The organism is Pseudonocardia benzenivorans CB1190, from assembly GCF_000196675.2.
Lineage (GTDB): Bacteria > Actinomycetota > Actinomycetes > Mycobacteriales > Pseudonocardiaceae > Pseudonocardia > Pseudonocardia benzenivorans.
This window is the reverse complement of sequence record NC_015312.1, coordinates 1,891,480-1,915,602: the sequence shown is the minus strand read 5'-3', so window position 1 is coordinate 1,915,602 and position 24,123 is coordinate 1,891,480. Positions and strand designations below refer to the sequence as shown.

Sequence of the window (24,123 nt, the reverse complement as noted above, 5' to 3'; positions counted from 1 at the left end):
CGCCGGTGCGCGAGCACGCTCACGTGGGGATCACCGCGCGCCTCCTAGCCTGGGGACCGTGGCGCGGTGGCGGATCGTCGGGGGAATGGTGGCCGTCTGCCTGTTCCTCGTCGGCGGGTGCGCGTCGTTCCCCGACGACGGGAGCCGCACCTGGCACGACCAGGTCGAGAGCTCCGGAGAGCTCGGCGGGCCGCCCACGCTCGACGAGCCCGAGCCGCCCGCCGACCCCAGCAGCGGGAACGCCCCGCCGCCGACCAGCAGCGCGCCGCAGCAGCCCGCGGGGTGCGAGGACCCGGACCCGCAGGTCGTCGCGACCTGCCTGAGCCCGGTCGGGGCGATCGCGGTGCTGCCCGACGGCTTCTCCGCGCTCGTCGCCGAACGCACAACCGGGCGGGTGCTCAAGGTGCAGCGCGGATCGGCCCCGCAGCTGATCGCGACGGTGCCGGTCGACGCCGCCGCCGGCGGGCTGAGCGGGCTCGTGCTGTCCCCCAGCTACGCCGAGGACGAGCTCGTCTACGCCTACGCGGCCACCGCGGACGACGAGCGCGTGCTGCGGATCGCGCCGGGTGAGGCCCCGAAGCCGGTGCTCACCGGCATCCCGCGCGGGCCCGGTGGGGCGCTGGGCGTCGACACCGCGACGGGCAGCCTGCTCGTCGCGACCGGCGACCCGGACGGCGCCGCGGGCAACCCGGCCTCGCTCGCGGGGAAGGTGCTGCGCATCGACACGCTCGGCCGGCCGACGGCGGGCAACCCGGCGGGGACGGCCGTCTACGCGTCGGGCCTGAGCAACCCGCAGGGAATGTGCACCGGCACCGACGGCACGACCTGGGTCACCGACCGCGCCGCGGGTCGCGACGTGCTCTTCCGGCTCGGCGCGGGCACGCTCGGCACGCCCGCGTGGAGCTGGCCGAACAGGCCCGGCGTGGCCGGGTGCTCGGTGCTGGGCGGGGCGCTGGCGATCGCGTTGACCGGCACGAAGTCGTTGTTCGTGCTGCGGCCCGGCCAGGACGGCACCTTCACCGGCGACCCGCGGACCCTGCTGCCCGACGCGTACGGCCGGCTCGCCGCCGCAGCCGCCGGCCCCGACGGCCTGCTGTGGCTGGGCACCGTCAACAAGGACGGCGCCGCCGGTGCCCTGCCCAAGCTCAGCGACGACCGCGTCATCCGGATCCAGCCCCCGACGGGCGGCGGCGCGAGCGCGGCCTGACCCGCGGCGGGATGTCGTGCGCCGCGTCGTCGGGTGATCGCGGATCGAGGGACAAGAGCGTGCCTCACGACGTCCGTGCCGTCCCGGGGCCCGGGCGAGCCGCGGCGGCCGGCCGGGCGGCTACGTCGACGCGATCCTGCCCTGAGAGCGCACGCCCGCCTGCAGGAACGAGCGGAGCGAGCGAAGGGGCAGGAAGCGGAAACGTCCCGGCGCCGTGGTGGACGGCTCCTGGCCGAGGTCGGTCGCTGATCACTGAGCGGCGACGCGGCTGACCAAGCCGGCCCAACACCGCAGCGGCGTCGGCTCCCGGGCGCACCGTCCACCGGCGGGCGCGCTCGGACCGGATGCAACGTCGGGGTGCCCGCCCGGCCGGCGGTGGTCGTCCAGCTCCGTCCCGGTGGTCAGCTCTTGAGCCTCGCGACGATGTCGATATGGGTCCCGGTGTCAGGGTGCGCCGCGGACCAAGACCAGCGTCGTGATCCGCCAACTCGCGTCGGCCTCAGGTCGCGCCATGAGGTAGAGGACGTCGAATGCCTGGAGCGTCGCTCCCGCTCGGTCGTGGCGGGTGCCGCGCGACCGCACCAGCGCGGCCGTCCGGTCGAGCACGGAGACCTCCAGCGACGCGACGCGCGACCCGCTGTAGCCCAGGGCGTCGAGACGCTGCGTCATGCCGGCGAGCATCCGGCGGACGTCGTCCGCGGTGGGATGGACCGTCGTCCGCCCGTCGGCCACCCGCAGCAGCGGCGCGGTGAAGTACGCGGCGGTGGCGTCCGGGTCGCCGCGCTGGAAGCACGCGACGTAGTCCGTGTACGCGGCGCGCACCGACCGTTCGACCGCCACGGCGTCGGCAGGCGTGGTCATCGTCGACTCCCTTCGGCAGCGAACGACATCGAGAGCTCGACGCGGTCAGCGGGCTCGCGCGGGCAGTAGCCGCAGGCGCCATGCCGACGACGCCGTGACCTCACGGCTCCCGACCGGAAGCGGGGCCGGCGTTCCCCGCCACTCAATCCGACGCCGGGAGCGCCGCAGCCGCTTTGATCGTCAGAATCGCCCCGTCAAGAGTCAGCGGCCCCGCACCGCCCTTGGTACACAGCACCTCGAGTGTCCCGGTGGCGTCGGTGTAGCGCTTTCCGAGCTGCACCGCGTCCGCTGCCGCCTCCGCCGCGTGCGGGGCTGACGCGAGGACGTCACCAGGGCCGACCATGGGAAGGCCTCCGCAAGCCAAGATGCCTCCGGGCCCCGGCCGAATGACGATGAGCTCGACCGGGCCGGTCTGGCTCTGCAGCCGCATCCCGGGGCGCAGCTCGGGTGCGAACGGTGTGGACATGGCTCACCTCTGGGTGGGTAGTGCGGCGGCGAGTGCCGCCGCTGCGGAATGGTCGCTTCGGTCAGACGCGCGGGCCGCCGGACACGTAGAGCACTTGACCGGACACGAACCCGGACCGCTCGTCGACGAAGTAGGACACGGCGTGGGCGATGTCCTCGCCCTGGCCCGCCCGGCCCACCGGGAGCTCAGCCACCCGCTGGGCGAGATAGTCCGTCCACGGCACTCCGAGTCGTTGTGCGGTCGCCCTGGTCATGTCAGTGACCACGAAGCCGGGCGCGACGCAGTTCACTGTGATCCCGAACCGTCCCAGCTCGAGGGCAAGCGCCTTGGTGAAGCCCTGCACGCCGGCTTTGGCCGCGGCGTAGTTGGCCTGCCCGCGCTTGCCCAGCGCCGAAGTCGACGAGAGGTTCACGATGCGTCCCCATCGGGCCTGAACCATGAATCCCTGCACCGCCCGGCTCATCAGAAACGAACCCTTCAGGTGGACGTCCACCACCGCGTCCCAGTTCGTCTCGGTCATCCTGAACAGCAGGTCGTCACGGGTGATACCGGCGTTGTTCACGAGCACCGTGGGCGGCCCCAGCTCTGCCACCACCTGGTCCACCGCAACCTGAACCGCGGCGGCGTCGGTGACGTCGAGACGCACCGCGATCGCAGTCCCCCCCGCGGCGACCACCGCGTCGGCCGAGGCCTTCGCAGCGCTCTCCTCCAGGTCCACGACCGCGACGGCCAGCCCGTCTCGGGCCAGGCGCTGCGCGGTGGCCGCACCAATTCCACGGGCCGCACCCGTGACCACGGCTACTCGGCGGGATTCAGACATCGGCGATCTCCTCGGGACGGAACTCGGACGGTGCGTCGTCGTGGATGCCCAACTCGGCCAGGACCGCCCGGGTGTGCTCCCCGAGCGCCGGTACCGGACCCATGGGGAGCTCGACGTCGCGGAAGGTCATCGGGGGGAGCACTCCGCGGACCTCTCCCACCTCGGTGCGCACGGACCGCCATCTGTCGCGCGCAGACAGCTGCGGATGCTCCACCACTTCGGCGGTGCCGTTGAGCTGTCCTGCAGGTACTCCGGCGTCCGCCAGGGCCTGGTCGAGATCCGCTGTCGCCCACTGCCGGGTGAAGTCCGCAACCAGCATGTCGCACTCCGCCCTGTTCGCCACTCGGGCCACGTTCGTGGCGAAGCGGGGGTCGTCGGCGTACTCGGGCTTCCCGAAGACCGCGCCGACAAGGGCGCGCCATCCCCGATCGTTCTGAACACCGATGAGGATCTGCCCGTCGGCCGTCGGATAGGCGTCGTAGGGCGCGATGGCTGCGTGCGACAGCCCCATCCTCGGCACCTGTCTGCCCCCGTAGAGCTGCATGTACAGCGGATGTCCCATCCACTCGACGGCGGCGTCGAACATCGACACGTCGATCACGGCGCCGACGCCCGTGCGGGCTCGGCGTACCAGCGCGCCCAGCACCGACATCGCCGCGTACACCCCGGCCCCGATGTCCACGGTCGGAACCCCGGTCTTGGTCGCCGTCTGCGGGGTCCCGGTCACCGCGACCATTCCGGACTCGGCCTGGATCAACATGTCGTAGGCCTTGCGGTCCCGGCGCGGTCCGGTCCGCCCGTAGCCCGAGATGTTGACCACCACCAGCTCCGGCTGGTCCGCGCGGAGCGTCTCCGCGTCCAACCCGAGGCGCTCGACGACCCCGGGTGCCGTGTTGTGGAGGAAGACGTCCGCCCGCGCGATGAGCGCCCGGGCCGCTCGCGCGCCCGCCGCGGACTTCAGGTCGAGCACCAGGGACTCCTTGCCGCGGTTCAGCCACACGAAGTGCGACGCGATCCCGCGCACCACGTCGTCGTAGCCGCGGGCGAAGTCGCCGCCGTCCGGCCGCTCGATCTTCACCACCCTGGCCCCGAGATCCGCGAGGTGTCGCGAGGCCAGCGGTCCGGCAACGGCTTGCTCCAATGCCACCACGGTCATCCCGGCCAGCGGCAGCTCCCCGACGGTCATGACGCCTCCAACCGGCGCCGCAGCCACCCGGCCCGGCACCTCACCGCAGCTGTCGAGAGTGTCGCGGCCGGCGCGACGATCTCGAAGCAGTGATAGGCCCCTGGCCACACGTGCAGCTCGGCCTCGCCACCGTCGGACCAGATGCGTGACGCATACTCCACGGTCTCGTCCCGGAAGGTGTCGACCGAGCCGACGTCCAGGAACGCGGGCGGCAATCCGCCGAGGTCCCCCGCGCGGGCCGGCGCCGAGTACGCACTGACCGTCGGTCCTCCGCGACGGGCGCCCAACCGCGCCGCCCATGCCGTACGGTTCGCCGTCCGGTCCCAGACTCCTTCACCCGCGAGCAGTCTGCTCGAGACCGTCTGCTCCCGATCGTCGAGCATCGGGCACAGCAGCAGTTGCCCGTGCGCGCGAGGGCCCCCACGATCGCGCGCGAGCAACGCCGTCCCGGCCGCCAGCCCGGCGCCCGCGCTGTGTCCGCCCACTATGATCCCGGTCGGATCGACCTGCAGCGTCCGGGCGTTCGACGCCAGCCAGCACAGGCCGGCATAGCAGTCCTCGATGGCAACCGGATCCCGGTGCTCGGGAGCCAGCCGGTAGTCCACCGACACCACCGTCACCCCGAACTCCGCGGCCCAGGTCAGGGCCGGGTCGATCCCGAACCGGAAATCGCCGAGGACGCCGCCGCCGCCGTGGATCCAGTAGAGGGCACCGGAGGTCGGTGTCGGAGGGCGCGCCACGAGCAGCCGCAGGTTCGGCCCGCCGTGACGGGTCGCGGTGACGATCCGGACCGCGACACCGTACTCGGCGGCGAGTTCCTCGACCGAGGCAGTCGTGCGTGCCGCACGCTCCCGAATCGCCCCGATCCCGGACGAGGTCACCGTCACGGGCATCTCGTCGCGCACCTGCGTCAGGGCCTCCGCCAACTCGGCGTCGAACGGCGGACGCTGCGGGGTCCGCAGCCGCTTCACGTCGTCATTCACGTTTCGCTCCGCACCGTCGAAGGCCTCAGGCCCCCAGGAGCAGAACCTCGCCGATCACGACGACCAGCGCGATCTCCGCCTCGACCTGGTTGGCTGCGCTGTCGCCACGCAGCTGACGGACCGCCTGCACGACACGCTGCAACCGCTGGGACTCCCCCGTGTGCGAGTGCGACATCGTGCCGCCGTCGGTGACGATCGGATAGCGTCCACCGAGCTCGATCGCCCCGTTCGCGACGAAGTCCGGGCCCTCTCCTACCTCGCAGTAGCGAAGCGCCTCGAAGTACCGCACGATCTCCCAGGAGAAGTTGTCGTAGAGCTCGAACAGGTCGACGTCGTCACGGCTGATCCCGGCCTGGCCGAACGCGGCGTCCGCCGCCTTGCGACCCCACATCGCGACCCGTTCGTAGGTCGATGGGTGGGTGTAAGTGGGCCCCCAGCTGTCGTAGGCGCCACCGAGTACCTTCACCGCGGGCACGTCGAGGTCCGCAGCTCGCTCCGCGGTGGTCATCACCACCGCAGACCCGCCCTCGCTGACGGTGGCGCAGTCCAGCAGCCGGTACGGACTGGCGATCAGCCGGGACGACAGCACGTCCTCCACGGTGTAAGGACCGCGGCCGTAGTAGATCGCCTCAGGGTTGCGCGCGCCGTTGTTGCGAATGACCGAGGAGATGTAGGCGATCTTCTCCGGTGCCACGGAGAACCGGTGCATGTACTGCTGAGCGGAGAGCGACCATTCCGCCGGCGTCATCAGCCCCCAGCACTCGATGAACTCGTTGGGGGTGCGCGCCCACGGCGCGACCGACGCCCGATCGGTATAGACACCCGCCTGACCGCTGGCGAGCACCACCGTGTCGCACACTCCGCGCTCGATGGCCGCGGCGGCCTCGACGACCGCGCCCGGACTGGGCACGAAACCGCCGGTCCAGAACCACGGAATGCCGAGCGCATAGCCGAACGCGTCCGCACCGCCGCGGTAGTTCAGTCCGGAGAGCACGTTCAGGCCGTCGACATCGGCCACGGTGAGCCCGGCATTGCCCAGGGCCCCCTTGATCGCGGCCAGCGTCACCGAGTCGGAGGTCTCGCCCGGAAGCACCCGGGCCTGCGGGGTGTTGTAGGCGCCGACGATGACGGCCTGCCGCCTGCTCACGGCACGACCTCGAAGCACGGCAAGGTGATCTCGTCCGTGACCGGGATGAAGCGGACCCGCACGGCGTCACCGATCCTGACGTCCTCCGCGGGGCCTCCGACGATGTTGGTGATCATCTCGTATCCCTCCTCGAGCTCGACGACCGCCACGACGTACGGGGTCTCGAACGCAGGTGTCTGCGGTCTACCGATGACCGTGAACGTCACGATGTGTCCGCGGCCGGCGGACTCGACCCAGGTCAGGCTCGTGGCATGACAGGCCCGGCAGAACTCCTGCGGGGTGAAGATGTGTGCCCCGCACGCGTCGCAGCGTTGGACCAGTAGCCGATTCTCCCTGCATGCCGCCCAGAACGGCGCGCTGAGCGGCGTCGGGACCGGGACGGGCCGGGTCACCGACGAGCCGGCGTCGTGGGGCACGGACACCTCGAGAGGAGTGGCCTGTGGGGCCGAGGATGCAGGCATGGTGGTCCTCACTGAACCTCACCGGGTCCTTTCGGTCACCGCGACGTGTCGGGACGGCAGCGGAGAGCCGTCGAAGAGCAGGCCGTCGAAGCCACCGGTCGAGCGCCATTCCTCGACGGTCTTCTCGAATCGCCACACCCCCGGGGCGTAGGCGCCGTTCCGCTTGAACGCCTCGACGTTCGGATGGCCCTCATTGTTGTAATAGCCGGGTGTGCACGTCTTGAGGAACTCCGCGTTCCGACGAGCGGAGTCGACGACCGTGCGCACCCACCGCTCCTCGGCCTCGATCGTCGCCTCGACAGTGGCCGCTCCGACCCTCTGTGTCGCCTCGACCACCCCGGCGATGTGCCGCGCCTGCACGTCCAGCAGGTGCGTCTGGTTCGAGGCGATCCCCACCTGGTTGATCGCGACGATGAAGAGGTTCGGGAAGCTGTGGGTCTGCATACCGAAGAGCGTGGAGATGCCGGGCGCGAACTTCTCGCTCAGCGTCAGTCCGTCCCGGCCGACCACGTCGAAGCCGAGTCGCGTGGCGAACGACGCACCGATGGTGAAGCCGCTCGCGAACACGATGCAGTCGACCTCGTATTCCTGCCCGTTCGCGACGACTGCGGTCGGAGTGATCTTCTCCACCCCCTTGCCATCGGTGTCGACGAGGGTGACGTTGGGCCGGTTGAAGGTCGGCAGGTACTCGTCGTGAAAAGTAGGGCGCTTGCACAGAGCTCGGTAGTACGGCTTCAGCGCCTCGGCCACCTCGGGATCGGTGACGGTCGCGTCGACGCGGGCGCGCACAGCCTCCATGACCTCGAAGTCGACCGCCTCGTCCAGCACCCCTGCGTGCAGTGCACGGTTGCGGAAGATCTTCGTCCAGCCGTCGTCGACCAGGTCTTCGCCGACATCCTCCCCCGCGATGTAGCCGGAGAAGTTCGCCACACGCTCCCGTTGCCAACCGGGGCGCAGCGACGCCGCCCAGTCCGGATCGGTGGGCCGGTTGTCCCGGACGTTGACCGCGGACGGCGTGCGCTGGAAGACGTAGAGATGCTCGGCGCTCGCCGCGACGTGGGGAACGACCTGGACGCCGGTGGCCCCGGTCCCGATGACTGCCACACGTTTGTCGGCCAACCCCGCGAATCTCCTATGTCAACCGGCCTCCGGATGGCAAGTACCGGGGCTGCCCGTGTCTGCCCGGAGCCGGTGGTAGACCACGTCGGCGAGGTGGCGTCGGAGCACCCGTAGGGCTTCGGTCTTCGAGTTCCCGGCGGCGGTGCGTCGCTGGACGAGTGCCTGGGCGGGTCGGTGGATTCGTAGTTGGGTGACCGCGATGCGGTGCAGGGCGGCGTTGAACTGCCGGTTGCCGCCGCGGTTGAGGCGGAACCGCGCACGGTTGCCCGCCCAGACAGGGATCGGCGCCGTCCCGGCGTGCATGGCGAACGCGGCCGAGGACCGGAAACGGTCGACCCCTGCGGTCTCGGCGAGGACCTTCGCCGCGGTCAGCCCGCCGCAGCCAGGAATAGCCAGCAGGTGCGGCACCAGCGGCTGCACCTGGGCCTCGATGCGCCGCTTGAGCTGCCCGACCCGCCGCGTCACCGTGATGATCCGCTCGATGAGCTCGGCGGCGATCTCGGCGCGCACGCCGCCCGCAAGCCGGCCGATCTGTTCGCGGAGCCGGTTCAGCGTGGTGATCCGGTTCAACGCCTGCCCGCGTGGCAGCGCGACCTCAAGGTCGTGCAGGTGCCAGCCCAGCCGGTTGATCATCCGGGTCCGCTCGGCCACCAGGTCTTCGCGGTGATCGAGCAGGAGCCGGATCTGCAAGGCCTGCTCGTCGAGGTGGGCCTCGGGCAGGTCGGGCTCGCGCAGCGCGGCGCGGGCCACCGCCGGCGCGTCGATCGGGTCGGACTTGCCGCGGGTGCGGGCCGAGGCCCTGGCCCGTGCCATCAGCTTCGGCGGCACCGTGACCACCGCCTGGCCTGTTCCGAGCAGAGCGCGAAGCAGCGAGCCGGCGACGTGACGGCAGTCCTCGACCGCCCACCGCCTCGATCCGGGCCAGCGCTGCGCCCACTCCAACAGCCGGATCAGCTCAGCCGCGGTGTTGCCGACGGTGATCTGGCCGAGCTCGCGACCGTTGGAGTCCACCGCGACGGCGGTGTGGCTGTGCTTGTGCGGGTCCACGCCCACCACGACCATGTGCATGTCTCCTTCACCGGGGATACGGGTCCGGCCGGCGGACACACCTCAGTCGGAGGACGTCGCCTCGTTCTCCTATCAAGTCACGCCGGTCGGACCGACTCCGGCCGCGATGGACGATTCACGAGAAGGCCAGCCCGAGCAGGCGGCACCCACCGTAAGAGTCACCTCGCGACCGAAGTCGATCTACCACCTCAGCGGCGGCGGCGACAGCGTGACACCGAGGTTCACCGTAGCGTTGCTCTGGTTCGGCGTCTTCTCCTACATGACGATGGAGATGATGGTCGCACCGATCGTGCCGATCGTGCAGCACGAGCTCGGAATGAGCCCGGCCGTCGCCGCCTGGATGCTGACCGGTCTGATGGTCGTGGGCGCCGTCTCGCTCCCGCTCTCGACTCGCTACGCGGACATCGCGGACAAGAAGAACGTCTTCTTCATCATCCTGGGAGTCTCCGGGGTGGGTGCAGTTCTCGCGGCCGTGGCCCCGTCGGCGAGCCTGCTGATCGCGGGAAACATGCTGCAGGGAGTCGGGATCGCGGTGGTGCCGATCGCCATCGGGATCGCCCGCGACAGCCAGCCGCTCGCACGTGCCAAGTTCGCGACCACTGCGTTCGTCGTCGCGGGTGGCGCCGGCTCGGCAGTCGCCTATGTCGCGGTCGGACCGATCGTCAAGCACCTTCACTACTCCTACATCTACTGGATCCCGACGGCCGTGATCCTCGCGGTGATCGTCCTCGGCGCGAAAGGGCTGCCTGCGTGCCCGCCCGTGAGGACCGGGCGGGTCGACTGGCTCGGCGCAGCGCTCCTGGCCGTGGCGTTGACGTCGTTCCTGCTCGGGCTGACGCTTGCGTCGACCGAGGGCTGGGGCTCCGCCATCGTTCTCGGGTTGCTGATCCTCACCGTCGCCTTGGCCACGGTCTTCGTCGTCGTCGAGCGACGGGTCGACTCCCCACTCGTGGACCTGCGGGGCATCGCAGAGCGCGAGGTCGCGGGCGTCATGGGACTGTCACTGCTGCGCGCTGCCTGCGCCTACACGATGTACCTCGTCCTGCCGACCGTCGCGCTGCTCCCGCTCGCAACCGGGTACGGCATGGGCGGTGACGCCTCCACCGCGGGCCTTGTCCTGCTTCCGTACGCCCTCGTCATTCTCGTGGCCGGGCCGACCGCGTCCCGGCTCGAGCCAGTCCTGGGACGGCGGGGGGTCATGGTCCTCAGCGGTGTCCTCATGACCCTCGGCGCGGTCCCGCTGTTGTTCATCGGCAGCGCGCCCTGGACGCCCTACCTGACGGCGGCGATCCTGGGAGCCGGTATCGCGATGAGCCTCACCCAGGGGCTCAACACGATCGTCCAGGTGGTCCCCAACGACCGGGTCGCCAGCACCAGCGGAACGACGTACGTGCTGCAGTCCGTCGGTGGTGTGACCGGCGGACAGATCGCGGCAGGAATCCTCGCCGTGGGCATGGTCGCCGGGGGCGCACCGACCTGGGGTGGATTCCTCGGAAACGTCGTCCTGCTCCTGGCCCTCGGACTCGCCGCCATCGGGCTGAGCTTCACCCTGAAGACCAAGCGCGCGGCCGCGTCTACGGGTCGCGACACCGACCCGGTGTCCGCGCCGGCCTGAGTGGTTCCCGGGACGGCACCGGCGCGCCCGCGTGGGGACACGACAGTCCCCGCCCGGCAGCCGGTGCCATCCCGATCTTCGCGTGCACCGACCAGGCACGACGGGCCCGCCGGGCCGAGCACCAGGACGCCGCACGCACCGGCCCTGCGCGGGTCGCCTGCCGGCCGTCATCGAGCGGACACGCCGTCCGGCTCCGGGACAGGTCCGGTCGAGGAGCGCTCGATCCACTCCATGCCGCCCGGCACCAGGACGTCCTCGATCTCCTCGCCCTCCAGCGCGGCGAGCATCGACCGAGCCGCAGCACGGCCGAAGAGCTCGTAGTCCGCACGGAGACTCGACAACGGAGTGCGCAGCATGGGAGCGCTCAGGCCGTCCACAGTGGAAACCACGGACAGCTTCTCCGGGACCGGGACACGGAGCTCCTCACACACGCTCAGCAGTTGTACCGCTCCCGGGTAGTCGGCCATGAACAGGGTGGGCGGGTCCGGTGTGGCGAGTTCGGTGCGGACGTGGGCCAGCATGACGGTGCGGTCGGAACCCAGATCACACCGGCGCCACCGCAGCTCACCGAACGACCTGAACTTCTCGTGCATCGGAGGAGTACCACCGCGCGTGAACTCGACTGCGACTCGGTGCCCGAGATCGGTCAAGCGCTGGTACATCTGGGCGAAAACAGCTTCGGCGTCGTGGGTCACGAAGGGCAACTCAGGACAGCCGTCGTCACGGTGACTGATGGCCACGACCGGGACCTCGGCCTGCCTGTAGCGCTCCAGCAGACGCGACGGCTGGGCGTTCTGGAAGAAGACGCCGTCGACGCCGCGGGCCAGGAAGCCCTCCAGATGCATGTCGATCTGAGCCGAACCACCCCGCGCGACGGACAGCAGCACCTGCTTGCCTGCCTCCTCCATCTCCCGGATGAGACAGTCCAGGATGGACATGATCTCCATGTGCGGGTCGAGGTCCGCGTTGATCAGGACGCCCACCGTGTTCGTTCGGCCGCCTCGCATCCGACGGGCCGCGACGTTGGGGACGTACCCCAGCGCCTCGGCCGCCGCCTTGACCCGGGCTGCGTTCTCCGGAGACACCTGGCCGCCGCTCAGCGCCCTGGAGGCGCTCATGAGAGACAGGCCCGCGAGATCCGCAACGCTCTGCAGAGTCGGCCCCGACACCCGCGGCCCGGGGCGCCGCTTCCGATTCGTCACCCGGCCATGCTAGCCCCGACGATGCGCGACCAGGGGCCGAGAACGGATCGGCGACGAGGGCTTCACCGCACGTCAGAGGAGTGGTAACGTTACCAGCACATCAGCGGCATCCCGATGCGCGAGCAACTGCGGCCCGGTCGGCCAGTCGGCCGTCGGCACCCTCACCGCATCCGGTCGCACGGTGTTCGCCACTGCTCACCCCGGTCCGGGTCCACTGCCTGAGCAATCACGAGCAGTACGGAACCGCACCCGAGCACACACGCATCCAACCGAGTGAGGTCACGATGAAGGTCGGCGTCAACTATCCGTTCGGGAACGACAGCGACTGGGATCGGTACAAGGCCCAGAGCGACGGCCCCCAGAAGGTCACTGATCAGCAGGTCCTCGACGAGCAGCTCGCCCTCGTCGATCTCATCGAGCCGCTGGGCTTCGACTCCTACTGGGCGATCGATCACTACATCACCCCGTACGGAATGACCGGCGGTGTGCTGCAACATCTCACCTATGTGGCCGGACGCACCTCACGGATCGACCTCGGGACCATGGTGACGGTGCTGCCATGGTATGAGCCCGTGCAGCTCGCGCACCAGATCAGCGTGCTGGACAACGTCCTGAAGGGCCGGGGCCTGACACTCGGGGTCGGCCGTGGCGCGGCCGTGCGGGAGTTCGACGGGTTTCGGGTCGCCATGGACGACGCGCGAATCCGGTACAACGAAACCCTTGACATCCTCCGCCTGGCGCTGTCGCAGGAGTGGTTCGAGTACCAGGGCGAACACTTCACGATCCCGAGAACCTCGGTCCGTCCCAAGTTCCGCAACCCCGAACGCATCCTCGGCTCGATGAAGTCCGGCTGGGCCAGCCCGCAGAGCCTGCCGTTGGCGGCGAACGCAGGCCTGGGGATGCTGCTGACGAACCAGAAGAGCTGGGCCGGCTATCGCGAAGACGTGATCGAGTTCAACCGTCTCCGCGCCGAGCACGGCTGGGATCCGGTACAACCCACGGTGTGTGTCCGGGCCGCCTGCTTCGAGGACGAGGCCGAGGCCTGGGACGTGATGTCCCGGCACAACCTGGAGTCCCAGCACAGCAGTCTCAACCACTACCAGCTCGACGACGTCGCCCGTTTCGCCAAGACGAAGGGGTACGAGCAGTACGCCTCGTTCGGTACGAGCACGCTGACCGACGAGGAGCAGACCGAGACCACCGCGCGACCGCAGGCCTGGGGAACTCCCGAGCAGGTCTTCGAGCGACTCCGGCGAATCCAGAAGATGACGGGGGCCGGCGAGTTCGTACTGACCTTCAAGTTCGGCAACATGCCCGCGGAGACCGCGGAACGGTCCAAGCGGCTCTTCGCCGCGACTGTCCTGCCACGGCTGCACGACCTCGAGGCCACGCTCGACCTGACCGACAGCGACGATCTCGCCGTCAGCCCTGCCTGACATGGTCGTCCGAGCCAACCCACCTGGCCGGCCACCATGCACGGCCCACACCTGGAGGTCCGTGTGACGAGCATCGTCGGTGAAGCGACCACGGCGGACCGCCCCCGCTTCTTCGTAGGCGGCGCGTGGGTCGCTCCCCGTGGAACCGAGATGCACCGGGCCGTCGAAGCGGCGACCGGTGAGCCACTGGGAACCGCGGCCCTCGGCGACGAGGCGGATATCGACTCCGCGGTTCGTGCGGCCCGCGCGGCGATCGACGAGGGCCCCTGGGGGCGGACGACCCCGGGCGAGCGGGCGGCGATGATGCTCCGGTTCGCAGACGCCCTTGCAGCCCGCGCCGAGGACACCGCCCGGCTGGTCACCCGGGAGAACGGCATGCCCATCCGGCTGTCGAAGGGTTCCAACGGCGTCGTCCCGCCGGCGCTGCTGCGTACCTACGCCGACCTCGTCGAGCGCTTCCCGCTGGAGGAGACCCGCCCCGGCGCAGCCGGGGCGACGATCGTGCGCCGCGAGCCGGTCGGCGTCGTCGGCGCAATCGTGCCCTGGAACTACCCTCAGGCCCTGGCGATGTTCAAGATCGCCCCGGCGCTCGCCGCGGGCTGCACCGTCGTGCTCAAGCCGTCTCCGGAGACCCCGTTGGACGCCTACGTCCTCGGCGACGCCGCGATCGAGGCCGGGCTACCGGCGGGTGTGCTCAACATCGTGCTGGGCGGGCGAGAGGCCGGACGCGCGTTGGTGTCGCACCCGCTCGTGGACAAGATCGCGTTCACCGGCTCCACCGAGGCCGGGAGGGTCATCGGCGCCGAGTGCGGCCGGCTCATCCGGCGCTGCACCCTGGAGCTGGGCGGCAAGTCCGCGGCGATCGTGCTCGAAGACGCCGACCTCGACGTGCCCCGGGCAGGCCTGAGCACCGCGTCGTTCCAGAACAACAGCCAGACCTGCACCACCCAGTCGCGTGTCCTCGCCCCGCGTTCCCGCTACGACGAGGTCGTGGAGGTCCTCGCCCAGTACTGCCGCGACCGGGTCGTCGGTGATCCACTCGATCCGGCCACCTCACTGGGGCCGATGGCCAGCGAGGCACACCTCCACCGGGTCCTGGCGTACATCGACATCGCGCGGAACTCGGACGCGCGGTTGGTGACGGGCGGTGGACGCCCAGCGGGGCTGGACCGCGGCTGGTTCGTCGAGCCCACGGTCTTCGCCGACGTCGACAACGCCGACCGGCTCGCCCGCGAGGAGGTCTTCGGGCCCGTCATCGCCGTCATCCCTTACGACGGCGACGACGAGGCGGTCCGCATCGCCAACGACTCCGACTACGGCCTCGCCGGATCGGTGTGGACGCGAGACGAGGCACGTGGGCTCGACCTGGCCCGGCGTATCCGCACGGGGACGATCGGCGTCAACCGGTACAGCATCGATCTCGGCGCGCCCTTCGGAGGGATGAAGGACTCCGGGATCGGCCGCCAGCTCGGCCCCGAGGGCCTGGCGAACTACCTCGAGTACAAGTCGATGTACGTGAGCGCTGCGCACGTCGACTGAGTTCCACACTCCACGCTCGGTCTACATACGGAGGCGGACCGATGGAACCGACACCCCTTCTCGACGGGCTCCGCTTCGCCGAGTGCCCCCGTTGGCACGACGACAGGCTGTGGTTCTGCGACATGCACGCGCGGCGGATCATGACCGTCGACGAGCACGGCCATGCCGAGACCGTCGTCCAGTTCGCCCGCGGCGTCACACCCGCGGGCCTGGGCTTCCTCCCGGACGGATCGTTGCTCGTCGTCAATCTGGAGCGCCCGGTGATCCTGAGACGCGCTGTCGACGGCGCCGTCACCGAGTACGCGGACCTGACCTCTCTCGCCGTCGGCCCGCTCAACGACCTCGCCGTCGACCGGCACGGCCGGGCGTACGTGGGGTCGAGCGGTACCGACGGCTTCGACTTCGAGGTCCGCCCCCCGAAGGGCTCGGGCTCTGTCATCCTCGTCGAGGCGGACCGCTCCGCGCGAATCGTCGCCGGTGAGGTCGACGCGCCGAACGGCCCGGTCCTGACGTGTGACGACACCCGGTACATCGTCTCGCTGCTGTTCGCCGGGCAGCTTCTGGGTTTCGACAAACGGCCCGACGGGTCGCTACACAACCGGCGGATATGGGCGGACCTCAAACCCGGCGGGGCCGACGGCATCACCGTCGACCGCGAGAACGCGATCTGGACCTGTGAACCGATGACCGGGCAGATCCGACGGGTGCGCGAAGGCGGCGAGATCACCGACATGATCACTGTCGAGGGCCGCATGCCGATCGTGCCCTGCCTCGGCGGCCAGGACGGCCGCACGTTGTTCATCCTCAACCTTCACGGGGGACCGGACGCCTTGATGAACCGCACGTGCACGGCCACCATCGACACGATGCGGGTGGTGGTTCCGGCATGGTGAGCCCCGACATCGACGTCGTCGACGGACGCGCCGCGGTCGGTGCTCTGGAGCTCTGCTTCCAGACTCGCGGCTCCCGCGCCGATCCCGCTCTCCTGCTGATCATGGGCTTCGGCGCCCAGCTCACCGCGTGGGACGAATCCTTCGTGGACGCCTTCGTGCGCCGAGGCTTCTTCGTGATCCGCTACGACCACCGCGACGTCGGCTTGTCCTCGGGGGTCGTAGGCGTCCCGGACCTGGAGGCGCCTGTAATCGCGGGGATCACTCCAGTGTCCCCTACACACTGTTCGACATGGCCGCCGACGCTGCCGGGCTGTTGGACGCGCTCGACGTTCGTGCCGCGCATGTGCTGGGGGCGTCGATGGGCGGCATGATCGCGCAGGCGTTGGCCATCGACCATCCGGGGCGGACGCTGTCGCTTGCGTCGGTGATGTCGACCACCGGTGATCCCGGCTTGCCCGCGGCCTCCGCCGAAGCCGCCGCTGCGGCCGTCCGGGCGCGCGCGGCACGGACTCGCGCCGAGTCGATCGAGGCCACTGTGGATGCTGCGCGGGTTTATGCGGGTTCCAGGTTCCCCTTCGACGCCGAGAGCGTCCGCCGCCGGGCCGCTGAGGCGCTGGACAGGGCGGACCGCCCCGAGGGCAGGCTCCGGCATGTCGCCGCCGTCCGGACCGCGAGCAACCGGACCGCCGCCCTGGGCCGCGTCCGGGTTCCCACCGTCGTCGTGCACGGAACCGAGGATCCTCTGCTTCCGATCGAGTGCGGACGCGCCACGGCTGCGGCGATCCCGGGGGCGCGCTTCGTTCCTGTGCCGGGTCTTGGCCACGAGCTGCCCGACGGTGTTCAGCAGTGGCTCGTGGAACTCGTGGTAGCGAACGCCACCGGCGGAGGACGCGACCCCGATTGCAAATGGGGTACCACCCCGTTTAGTGTGTGAATCGACCGAGACACCCGGTCGAAATTCGAGGGGAGATCAGATCCATGCGCATCAGCCTGAACGCTGCGGTCGGCATGGGAGGCCCCCAGACCGTCCCCCACGCAGTTGAAGAAGTCGCCGGCGCCGCGGACAACGGCCTCGCCGCCGCATGGCTGCCGCAGATGCCGCCGTGGGCCGGGATCGCCGGCTGGGACGCCCTCACGGTGGCCGCGGTGGCAGGTGCCGCCGTGCCCGGGATCGGCCTCGGCACCTCTGTGGTCGTCGCCCAGACCCGCCATCCCCTCACTCTCGCGGGACAGGCGCTCACCGTGCAATCGGCCGTCGGCAACCGCCTGACACTCGGCATCGGCGTGAGCCAGGCACCGGTCATCGAGCCGACCTTCGGTTACCCCTTCGAGAGACCGGTCCGGTACCTCCGTGAGTATCTCGAGGTGCTCCTCCCGGCACTGGCGGGCGAACCCGTGGAGCACAAGGGCGAGGCCCTCATCGCGAACGGGCAGCTGACGTTCCCCGGGGTGACCGCTCCCCCGGTCGTCCTTGCGGCCCTCGGACCCCAGATGCTGCGACTGGCGGGTGAACTCACCGAGGGAACCGTGACTCTGTGGACCGGAGTGCGAACGATCTCCGAGCACATCACCCCTCGGATCACAGCGGCAGCCGAGACCGCCGGCCGTCCGCAGCCTCGCGTGATCGTCGGTTCCCTCGTCTGTGTCACCGACGACCCCGACTCTGCACGTGCACTGGCGGCCGAGCGGTTCGCCGGCGCGGGCCAGCTGCCCAGTTACGGAGCGATGCTCGAGATCGAAGGGGTCGCCAGTGCCGTCGACGTGATCCTGGTCGGGACCGAGGAGCAGATAGCGGCCGACCTCCGCCGCTACGAGGAGGCAGGCGCCAGTGAGCTGATTGCTGTGCTATGCGGCACGGCCGAGGACCAGGCGCGCACAATGAGGTTCTTGAGCGCGATCAACAACTGACCGGCCTGTTCGTGCAGATGCGCAGTCGGCATCCAGTCCGCCGACCCGGTTCGTCAGACCACCGAAGTCCTCGACCGGATGTGCGTGGCGCCCGTCTCGATGGTCTACGTCCCCGGGCTCGCCGGGCTGGTCGGTGATGAACGGTGGTACTCGAAGGTCCGGAGCAACTCCGGTCGGGCGGGATCAGCCCGACCGGCCCGGCGTTCGCGGATGCCGGCGGGGTCGGGGGCGGTGCACGATCAGCCGCATCCGCAGCCCGTTGCCCCGCCACGGCGAGGATGGAGTGGGCCGGCGGTGGCCGAACACGACCCGGTCCAGCCCGATGACCGCGGCACCGGGTTCGAAGCGGGCAGCGGGGTCCAGCGGTGCTCGGGGACCACGCGGATCGCCGCACGCATCCGGCCGAGCAGGCGGGCGCCGATGGAGTACCCCACCCCACGGCGGCGACACTCCCGGTGGCGTCGTTGGGCCGCATGCGGACCCGCGGTGACCTGCGTGTCCAGCAGGTCGGGCAGGCCAGCCGCTGCCCCAGCGTTGGCGGCAGCACCCGCCCCGCCCCAGCGATCAGCGACGCGTCGCCCACGGTCACCGACAACCGCTCGAGTACATGCGATGCCGACACCGAGAGGGTGCCCCTTCAATCCGGACCGACTGCTGGTGTGAGAACCGCAATCGCCCAGCTCAGGAGCACCCTCCACCCACACGCCACGGCTGGACCAGCACCGGAACGGTGAGTTGAGGCTCAGCCGCCGCAGCGCTCGATGATCAGCTCGCGGACGCGCTTGGCGTCGGCCTGACCTCGGGTGGCCTTCATGACCGCGCCGACGATCGCGCCGGCCGCCGCCACCTTGCCGCCGCGGATCTTCTCGGCGACGTCGGGCTGTGCGGCCAGCGCCTCGTCGACGGCGGCGATGAGCGCGCCGTCGTCGGACACGACCGCGAGACCCCGCCCGGCGACGACCTCGTCGGGCTCGCCCTCGCCCGCGAGCACCCCGTCGACGACCTGCCGGGCGAGCTTGTTGTTCAGCTCCCCCGACGAGACCAGCTCGATAACCCGGGCCACCTGCGCCGGGGTGATCGGCAGCTCGTCGAGCGCGACCCCGCGGGTGTTGGCCTGCTGCGCCAGGTAGGACACCCACCAGGAGCGGGCCTCTCCCGACGGCGCCCCGGCCTCGACGGTCGCGGCGACCAGGTCGAGCGCACCGGCGTTGACCAGGTCGCGCTGCTCGGCGTCGGAGAGCTGCCACTCCTGCTGGATGCGGGCGCGCCGCTCCCAGGGCAGCTCGGGCAGGGTGCCGCGCAGCTCCTCGACCCACTCGGGCGACGGCGCGATGGGGACCAGGTCGGGCTCCGGGAAGTACCGGTAGTCCTCCGAGGTCTCCTTGATGCGGCCCGACCGGGTCGTGGCCGTGTCCTCCTGGAAGTGCCGCGTCTCCTGGACGACCTTCTCCCCCGCGTCGAGCACGCCGGCGTGGCGGGTCATCTCGTAGCGGACCGCCCGCTCGACCGAGCGCAGCGAGTTGACGTTCTTCGTCTCGCTGCGGGTGCCGAGGATGCCCGACCCCTTCGGGGACAGCGACAGGTTCACGTCGCAGCGCATCGAGCCCTGGTCCATGCGGACGTCGGAGACGCCCAGGGACCGGATCAGGTCGCGCAGCGCGGTGACATAGGCGCGGGCGACCTCGGGCGCGCGGGCGCCGGTGTCGGGGATCATCTTCGTGACGATCTCGATCAGCGGGACGCCGGCGCGGTTGTAGTCGAGCAGCGAGTACTCGGCGCCGTGGATCCGGCCGGTGGCGCCGCCGACGTGCAGCGACTTGCCGGTGTCCTCCTCCATGTGCGCCCGCTCGATGCCGACGCGTACGACGGTGCCGTCCTCCAGCGTGACGTCGAGGTGCCCGTTCACGGCGATGGGCTCGTCGTACTGCGACGTCTGGAAGTTCTTGGGCATGTCCGGGTAGAAGTAGTTCTTCCGCGCGAACCGGCCCCACGGCGCGATGTCGCAGTTCAGCGCCAGGCCGATGCGGATCGCGGCCTCGACCGCGGCGCGGTTGACCACGGGCAGCGAGCCGGGCAGGCCCAGGCACGTCGGGCAGACCTGGGTGTTGGGCTCGGCACCGAACGTCGTCGGGCAGCCGCAGAACATCTTCGTGTTCGTCGACAGCTCGACGTGCACCTCGAGCCCGAGCACCGGGTCGTAGCGGTCGACGACGTCGTCGAAGTCGACCAGCGTCGGCGCGCTCATCGCTTCACCTCCGGGATGCGGGTGGCGAACGGACTGCCGTCGGCGGCGTCGCGGGCCGCCTCGTAGGCCGCGCCGACCCGGTACATGACGGCCTCGCCGAGGGCCGGGGCCATGATCTGCAGGCCCGTCGGCAGGCCGTCCTCGGCCGCGACGCCGCTCGGCACCGACATCGCGGTGGTGCCCGCGAGGTTGGTCGGGATCGTCGCGAGGTCGTTGAGGTACATGGCCAGCGGGTCGTCGACCTTGTCCCCGATGGGGAACGCCGTCGTCGGTGCGGTCGGGCTGACCAGGACGTCGGCCTGCTCGAAGGCGGCGGCGAAGTCGCGGCTGATCAGCGTCCGCACCTTCTGGGCCTGCCCGTAGTAGGCGTCGTAGTAGCCCGACGAGAGCGCGTACGTGCCCAGGATGATGCGGCGCTTGACCTCCGGGCCGAAGCCGGCCTCGCGGGTCGCGGCCATGACCTCCTCGGCGCTCGCGCCCTTGTCGACCCGCAGGCCGTAGCGCATCGCGTCGAACCGCGCGAGGTTCGACGACACCTCGCTGGGCAGGATCAGGTAGTACGCGGCCAGGCCGTACTGGAAGTGCGGGGCGCTGACCTCGACGACCTCGGCGCCCAGCTTCTCGAGCTCGCGCAGGGCGGCGTCGAAGTTCTCCTGGACACCGGCCTGGTAGCCCTCGCCGGTGAGCTCGCGGACGACACCGACGCGCAGGCCGTGCAGGTCGCCCTCGGCACCGCGGCGCGCGGCCTCGACGACGGCCGGGACCGGGGCGTCGATCGACGTGGAGTCCAGCGGGTCGTGCCCGGCGATGACCTCGTGCAGCAGCGCCGCGTCGAGCACCGTCCGCGCGCAGGGTCCGGCCTGGTCGAGCGACGACGCGCACGCCACCAGCCCGTAGCGCGAGACGCCGCCGTAGGTGGGCTTGACGCCGACGGTGCCGGTCATCGCGGCGGGCTGGCGGATCGAGCCGCCGGTGTCGGTCCCGATCGCGAGCGGGGCCTCGAACGCCGCGAGCGCCGCCGCCGACCCGCCGCCCGAACCGCCCGGGATGCGGTCGAGGTTCCACGGGTTGTGCGTCGGCCCGTATGCCGAGTACTCCGTCGACGAACCCATGGCGAACTCGTCCATGTTGGTCTTGCCCAGGATCGTGACGCCCGCGGCGCGCAGCTTCGCGGTGACCGTCGCGTCGTACGGCGGCCGCCAGCCCTCGAGGATCCGGGAGCCCACGGTGGTCGGCATGTCGGTCGTCGTGAGGACGTCCTTCAGCGCCAGCGGGACGCCCGCCAGCGGCGACGCCGGCGGCGTGTCCGCGTCGAGCGACTCGTCGACCAGCGCGGCCGACGCCAGCGCGGCCTCGGCACCGACGTGCAGGAACGCGTGCACCCGCTCGTCGACGGCCGCGATCCGGTCGAGATGGGCCTGCGCCGCCTCGACGGCCGAGACCTCCCGCGAGTGGATCTTCTGCGCGAGCTCGGCGGCCGTGAGCCTCGTCAGCTCGCTCACTGCTCCTCCCCCAGGATCTGCGGCACGCGGAAGCGGCCGTCCTCGGCGGCAGGGGCGCCCGAGAGCGCCTGCTCCTGGGTCAGCCCCGGGCGCAGCTCGTCGGGCCGGAAGACGTTCTCCAGCGGGACGGCGTGCGACGTCGGCGGGATGTCCTCGGCCGCGACCTCGCCCACCCGGGCGACCGCGCCGAGGATGACGTCGAGCTGGCCGGCGAAGACGTCGAGCTCGGCGTCGGTGACGGCGAGCCGCGAGAGCCGGGCGAGGTGCGCGACCTCGTCACGGGTGATGGCCCCGCCTGCCGACGAGGATTCGGGAGACATGTCCCTCCTGGGTGCAACAGTGGACGGTGCCCGCGCGCCGCGGCTGCGCTGCGTACGTTCGCGCACGGGCGGCGGCCGGACGGCCACCGGCGCGCCGCGTCACCACACGGGCCTGACCGAAGTCTAGGACCCCCGGTCAGGGCACCTGCCCGCACCCGGCGTGGCCGGTCGGTCCCGGTGGGTGTCCCGGTGGGTGCTGTGTGCCGTGGTCCGGCCTGGCAGTATCGCGGCGGTGCCGCGTCGGCCACCCGCGGGGCTCCACTCGCGGGCGCCCGCGCGACCGGGTCGTACTGGGTGACCGAGGAGGCGTGACCGGGTGACGTTCTTGCTCCGTGTGGTGCTGCCGGACCGTCCGGGCAGTCTCGGAGCGGTCGCCTCCGCGCTGGGTGAGGCGGGCGCCGACATCCTCGGTGTCGACGTCGTCGAACGGGCCGACGGGAGCGCCGTCGACGACCTGACCGTCGAGCTGCCCTCCGGCCGCCCCCCTGACGTGCTGATCACCGCCGCCGAGTCGGTCCGCGGGGTGCAGGTCGAGTCGGTCCGGCCCTACTCCGGGCGCCTGGACACCCACCGCGAGCTGGAGCTGCTCGACCGCATCGCCGGCGAGCCCGCGCACGGGCTGCAGCTGCTCGCCGAGGAGGTCCCGCGGCTGTTCCGGGCCGGCTGGGCGCTCGTCGCGGTGCGCGAGGGACAACGGTCGTGGCGGCTCGCCGAGTCGTCGGCCGCCCCCGAGACGCGCGCGGGCGACCTGCCGTGGCTGCCGCTGGCCAAGGCCATCGTCATCGACCCCGACGAGCACTGGGTGCCCGAGCCGTGGCGCGCGCTGGACACCGAGCTGGCCGCCGCGCCGCTGGGCCCGGCGTCGGTCATGCAGGTGCTCGTCGTGGGGCGCCCGGGCGGGCCGGCGTTCCGGCCCTCGGAGCTGGCCCGGCTCAGCCATCTCGCGGGGATCGTCACGACGGTCCTGGGAGCCTGAGTGGACCGCCCCTGGGCCCACGTGCCCGGGTGGGTGGGCCCCGCACTCGCCCCGGAGCTGCTGGGCGCGGCGGACGCGATCATCGCCGCGGTGCGCGCCCAGGTCCCGGAGTACGCCCGGCCGCTGGAGGGCAGGTTCGGGGAGCGCATCACGCGCGGGGTGACGGTCGCGCTCCAGCAGTTCGTCGGGCTGCTCGGCTCGGCCGCCGACCTGCCCGACACCCGCACCTACCACGACCTCGGCCAGGTCGAGCACCGCGAGGGCCGGACGCTCGCGGCGCTGCAGGCGGCCTACCAGGTCGGGACCCGCACGCTCTGGCAGCACATCGCCACCGGTGAGGCGGGGCGCCGCCTCGAGCCGGACGTCATCTTCGCGCTGGCCGAGGCCCTGTTCGGCTACCTCGAACAGCTCTCGGCGGCGTCGGTCAGCGGCTGGGCGCACGCCGAGGCCACGCTGGCCGGGTCGCTGCGGGCGCGCCGTCAGGAGCTCGTCGAGCTGCTGGTCCGGTCACCGCAGGCGTCCGCGGCCGACGTCGAGCGCGCCGCCGCGGCGGCGAACTGGGCGCTGCCGACGCTGGTGGCCACGATCGTCGTCGAGGACGCGGTCGAGATCGCGAGCCGGTTGCCCGACGCCGTCGGCGCCCGCTTCGAACCCGCCGGGGTCGTCCTCGTCCCGGCCCGCGACGGCCTCGCGGGCGCGCTGCGCCACGCCGTCCGCGGCCGGCGTGCGGTGCTGGGCCCGAGCGTCGCGCCCGCCGACGTGGCCCGATCGGTCGCCCGCGCCCGCGCCGCATGGCCGCTGCACATCGCGGGCCAGCTCGGCGAGGGCGCCGTCGTGCGTGCCGACGACCATCTCGTGACGCTCCTGCTCGCCACCGACACCGGCCTGACCGCCGACCTGTGTGCCCGGGCACTCGCGCCGCTGCAGGGGCTGCCCGCCGGCGCCGGGATCCGCGCCGAGGAGACCCTGCGCGCCTGGCTCGACGCGCACGGCGACGTCAGCGCCACCGCCGCCGCCCTGCACGTGCACCCGCAGACGGTCCGTTACCGGCTCGCGGGCCTGCGCGACGCGTTCGGCGACGCCCTCGACGACCCGACGCGCCGCCTGGAGATCATCCTGGCGCTGCGTGCGCAGAGCATCGGCGGCACGCCCCGTGAGTGAGGGCATCC

Annotated in this window: 23 protein-coding genes and 1 pseudogene; 10 read left to right on the top strand and 14 right to left on the bottom strand. The window is 71.3% G+C overall.

Going from position 1 to position 24,123, the window contains the following annotated elements:
- Positions 1-58 precede the first annotated feature (58 nt).
- A complete protein-coding gene (locus PSED_RS09215; RefSeq protein WP_013673978.1) occupies positions 59-1,207 on the top strand; it encodes a PQQ-dependent sugar dehydrogenase in 1,149 nt (382 codons plus the stop codon).
- A gap of 444 nt (positions 1,208-1,651) precedes the next feature.
- On the opposite strand, the gene PSED_RS09210 is transcribed toward PSED_RS09215, so the two are convergent.
- The 9 genes from PSED_RS09210 to PSED_RS09170 all read right to left on the bottom strand — a co-directional run bounded on the left by PSED_RS09210 (position 1,652) and on the right by PSED_RS09170 (position 9,312).
- Entirely contained in the window at positions 1,652-2,068 is a 417-nt protein-coding gene (locus tag PSED_RS09210; protein ID WP_013673977.1) for a DUF6841 family protein, read from the bottom strand.
- 142 nt (positions 2,069-2,210) lie between these two features.
- The gene (locus PSED_RS09205; RefSeq protein WP_013673976.1) at positions 2,211-2,534 is read right to left on the bottom strand and encodes a hypothetical protein; all 324 of its coding nucleotides are present in this window, start codon (positions 2,532-2,534) and stop codon (positions 2,211-2,213) included.
- 61 nt (positions 2,535-2,595) lie between these two features.
- Positions 2,596-3,354, bottom strand: coding sequence for a 3-oxoacyl-ACP reductase FabG (gene fabG / locus PSED_RS09200; protein ID WP_013673975.1), 759 nt, complete (start codon positions 3,352-3,354; stop codon positions 2,596-2,598).
- On the bottom strand, positions 3,347-4,540 hold the full coding sequence (locus PSED_RS09195) for a CaiB/BaiF CoA transferase family protein (RefSeq protein WP_013673974.1): 1,194 nt from the start codon (positions 4,538-4,540) through the stop codon (positions 3,347-3,349). Before PSED_RS09195 ends, fabG begins: the two co-directional genes overlap by 8 nt.
- Positions 4,537-5,523 carry an alpha/beta hydrolase gene (locus tag PSED_RS09190; protein ID WP_013673973.1) on the bottom strand — a complete coding sequence of 329 codons (987 nt, stop codon included), beginning with the start codon at positions 5,521-5,523 and terminating at the stop codon, positions 4,537-4,539. The genes PSED_RS09195 and PSED_RS09190 overlap by 4 nt, the downstream gene beginning before the upstream one ends.
- A 25-nt stretch (positions 5,524-5,548) precedes the next feature.
- Positions 5,549-6,670 carry a thiolase family protein gene (locus PSED_RS09185; protein ID WP_013673972.1) on the bottom strand — a complete coding sequence of 374 codons (1,122 nt, stop codon included), beginning with the start codon at positions 6,668-6,670 and terminating at the stop codon, positions 5,549-5,551.
- A complete protein-coding gene (locus PSED_RS09180; RefSeq protein WP_041760788.1) occupies positions 6,667-7,086 on the bottom strand; it encodes a Zn-ribbon domain-containing OB-fold protein in 420 nt (139 codons plus the stop codon). Before PSED_RS09180 ends, PSED_RS09185 begins: the two co-directional genes overlap by 4 nt.
- A 63-nt stretch (positions 7,087-7,149) precedes the next feature.
- Positions 7,150-8,235, bottom strand: a complete 1,086-nt coding sequence (locus tag PSED_RS09175; protein WP_193788435.1) for a flavin-containing monooxygenase — start codon at positions 8,233-8,235, stop codon at positions 7,150-7,152.
- 33 nt (positions 8,236-8,268) lie between these two features.
- Positions 8,269-9,312, bottom strand: coding sequence for an IS110 family RNA-guided transposase (locus PSED_RS09170; RefSeq protein WP_013673969.1), 1,044 nt, complete (start codon positions 9,310-9,312; stop codon positions 8,269-8,271).
- A gap of 214 nt (positions 9,313-9,526) precedes the next feature.
- Here PSED_RS09170 and PSED_RS09165 point away from each other — a divergent pair, with 214 nt between their 5' ends.
- On the top strand, positions 9,527-10,933 hold the full coding sequence (locus PSED_RS09165) for an MFS transporter (protein ID WP_233899366.1): 1,407 nt from the start codon (positions 9,527-9,529) through the stop codon (positions 10,931-10,933).
- A gap of 167 nt (positions 10,934-11,100) precedes the next feature.
- Here the strand turns inward: PSED_RS09165 and PSED_RS09160 are convergent, their stop codons facing one another.
- Positions 11,101-12,102 carry a LacI family DNA-binding transcriptional regulator gene (locus PSED_RS09160; protein ID WP_013673967.1) on the bottom strand — a complete coding sequence of 334 codons (1,002 nt, stop codon included), beginning with the start codon at positions 12,100-12,102 and terminating at the stop codon, positions 11,101-11,103.
- 317 nt (positions 12,103-12,419) lie between these two features.
- On the opposite strand from PSED_RS09160, the gene PSED_RS09155 reads away from it, so the two are divergent.
- Genes PSED_RS09155 through PSED_RS09130 form a run of 6 tightly spaced genes read left to right on the top strand, consistent with a single transcriptional unit; the run spans position 12,420 to position 17,911 of the window.
- Positions 12,420-13,571 (top strand): LLM class flavin-dependent oxidoreductase, encoded by a 1,152-nt coding sequence (locus PSED_RS09155; protein WP_013673966.1) that lies wholly within the window; start codon positions 12,420-12,422, stop codon positions 13,569-13,571.
- 36 nt (positions 13,572-13,607) lie between these two features.
- Entirely contained in the window at positions 13,608-15,110 is a 1,503-nt protein-coding gene (locus PSED_RS09150; RefSeq protein ID WP_013673965.1) for an aldehyde dehydrogenase, read from the top strand.
- 41 nt (positions 15,111-15,151) lie between these two features.
- Positions 15,152-16,003, top strand: coding sequence for an SMP-30/gluconolactonase/LRE family protein (locus PSED_RS09145; RefSeq protein ID WP_013673964.1), 852 nt, complete (start codon positions 15,152-15,154; stop codon positions 16,001-16,003).
- Positions 15,997-16,374, top strand: coding sequence for an alpha/beta fold hydrolase (locus PSED_RS09140; RefSeq protein ID WP_049803345.1), 378 nt, complete (start codon positions 15,997-15,999; stop codon positions 16,372-16,374). The genes PSED_RS09145 and PSED_RS09140 overlap by 7 nt, the downstream gene beginning before the upstream one ends.
- The gene (locus tag PSED_RS09135; protein ID WP_233899362.1) at positions 16,293-16,937 is read left to right on the top strand and encodes an alpha/beta fold hydrolase; all 645 of its coding nucleotides are present in this window, start codon (positions 16,293-16,295) and stop codon (positions 16,935-16,937) included. Before PSED_RS09140 ends, PSED_RS09135 begins: the two co-directional genes overlap by 82 nt.
- Positions 16,938-16,981: 44 nt before the next feature.
- Positions 16,982-17,911, top strand: coding sequence for a TIGR03564 family F420-dependent LLM class oxidoreductase (locus PSED_RS09130; RefSeq protein WP_013673963.1), 930 nt, complete (start codon positions 16,982-16,984; stop codon positions 17,909-17,911).
- An 81-nt stretch (positions 17,912-17,992) separates the two neighbouring features.
- Here the strand turns inward: PSED_RS09130 and PSED_RS35850 are convergent.
- The 4 genes and pseudogenes from PSED_RS35850 to gatC all read right to left on the bottom strand — a co-directional run.
- Positions 17,993-18,533: pseudogene (locus PSED_RS35850) on the bottom strand (hypothetical protein); the annotation flags it as partial.
- 120 nt (positions 18,534-18,653) lie between these two features.
- On the bottom strand, positions 18,654-20,156 hold the full coding sequence (gene gatB, locus PSED_RS09125) for an Asp-tRNA(Asn)/Glu-tRNA(Gln) amidotransferase subunit GatB (protein ID WP_013673962.1): 1,503 nt from the start codon (positions 20,154-20,156) through the stop codon (positions 18,654-18,656).
- A complete protein-coding gene (gene gatA / locus PSED_RS09120; RefSeq protein WP_013673961.1) occupies positions 20,153-21,658 on the bottom strand; it encodes an Asp-tRNA(Asn)/Glu-tRNA(Gln) amidotransferase subunit GatA in 1,506 nt (501 codons plus the stop codon). Before gatA ends, gatB begins: the two co-directional genes overlap by 4 nt.
- Positions 21,655-21,978 (bottom strand): Asp-tRNA(Asn)/Glu-tRNA(Gln) amidotransferase subunit GatC, encoded by a 324-nt coding sequence (gene gatC / locus PSED_RS09115; RefSeq protein WP_013673960.1) that lies wholly within the window; start codon positions 21,976-21,978, stop codon positions 21,655-21,657. The genes gatA and gatC overlap by 4 nt, the downstream gene beginning before the upstream one ends.
- A gap of 316 nt (positions 21,979-22,294) precedes the next feature.
- On the opposite strand from gatC, the gene PSED_RS09110 reads away from it, so the two are divergent.
- Positions 22,295-22,954, top strand: a complete 660-nt coding sequence (locus PSED_RS09110; protein ID WP_013673959.1) for an ACT domain-containing protein — start codon at positions 22,295-22,297, stop codon at positions 22,952-22,954.
- Positions 22,955-24,115 carry a helix-turn-helix domain-containing protein gene (locus tag PSED_RS09105; RefSeq protein WP_013673958.1) on the top strand — a complete coding sequence of 387 codons (1,161 nt, stop codon included), beginning with the start codon at positions 22,955-22,957 and terminating at the stop codon, positions 24,113-24,115.
- Positions 24,116-24,123 lie beyond the last annotated feature (8 nt).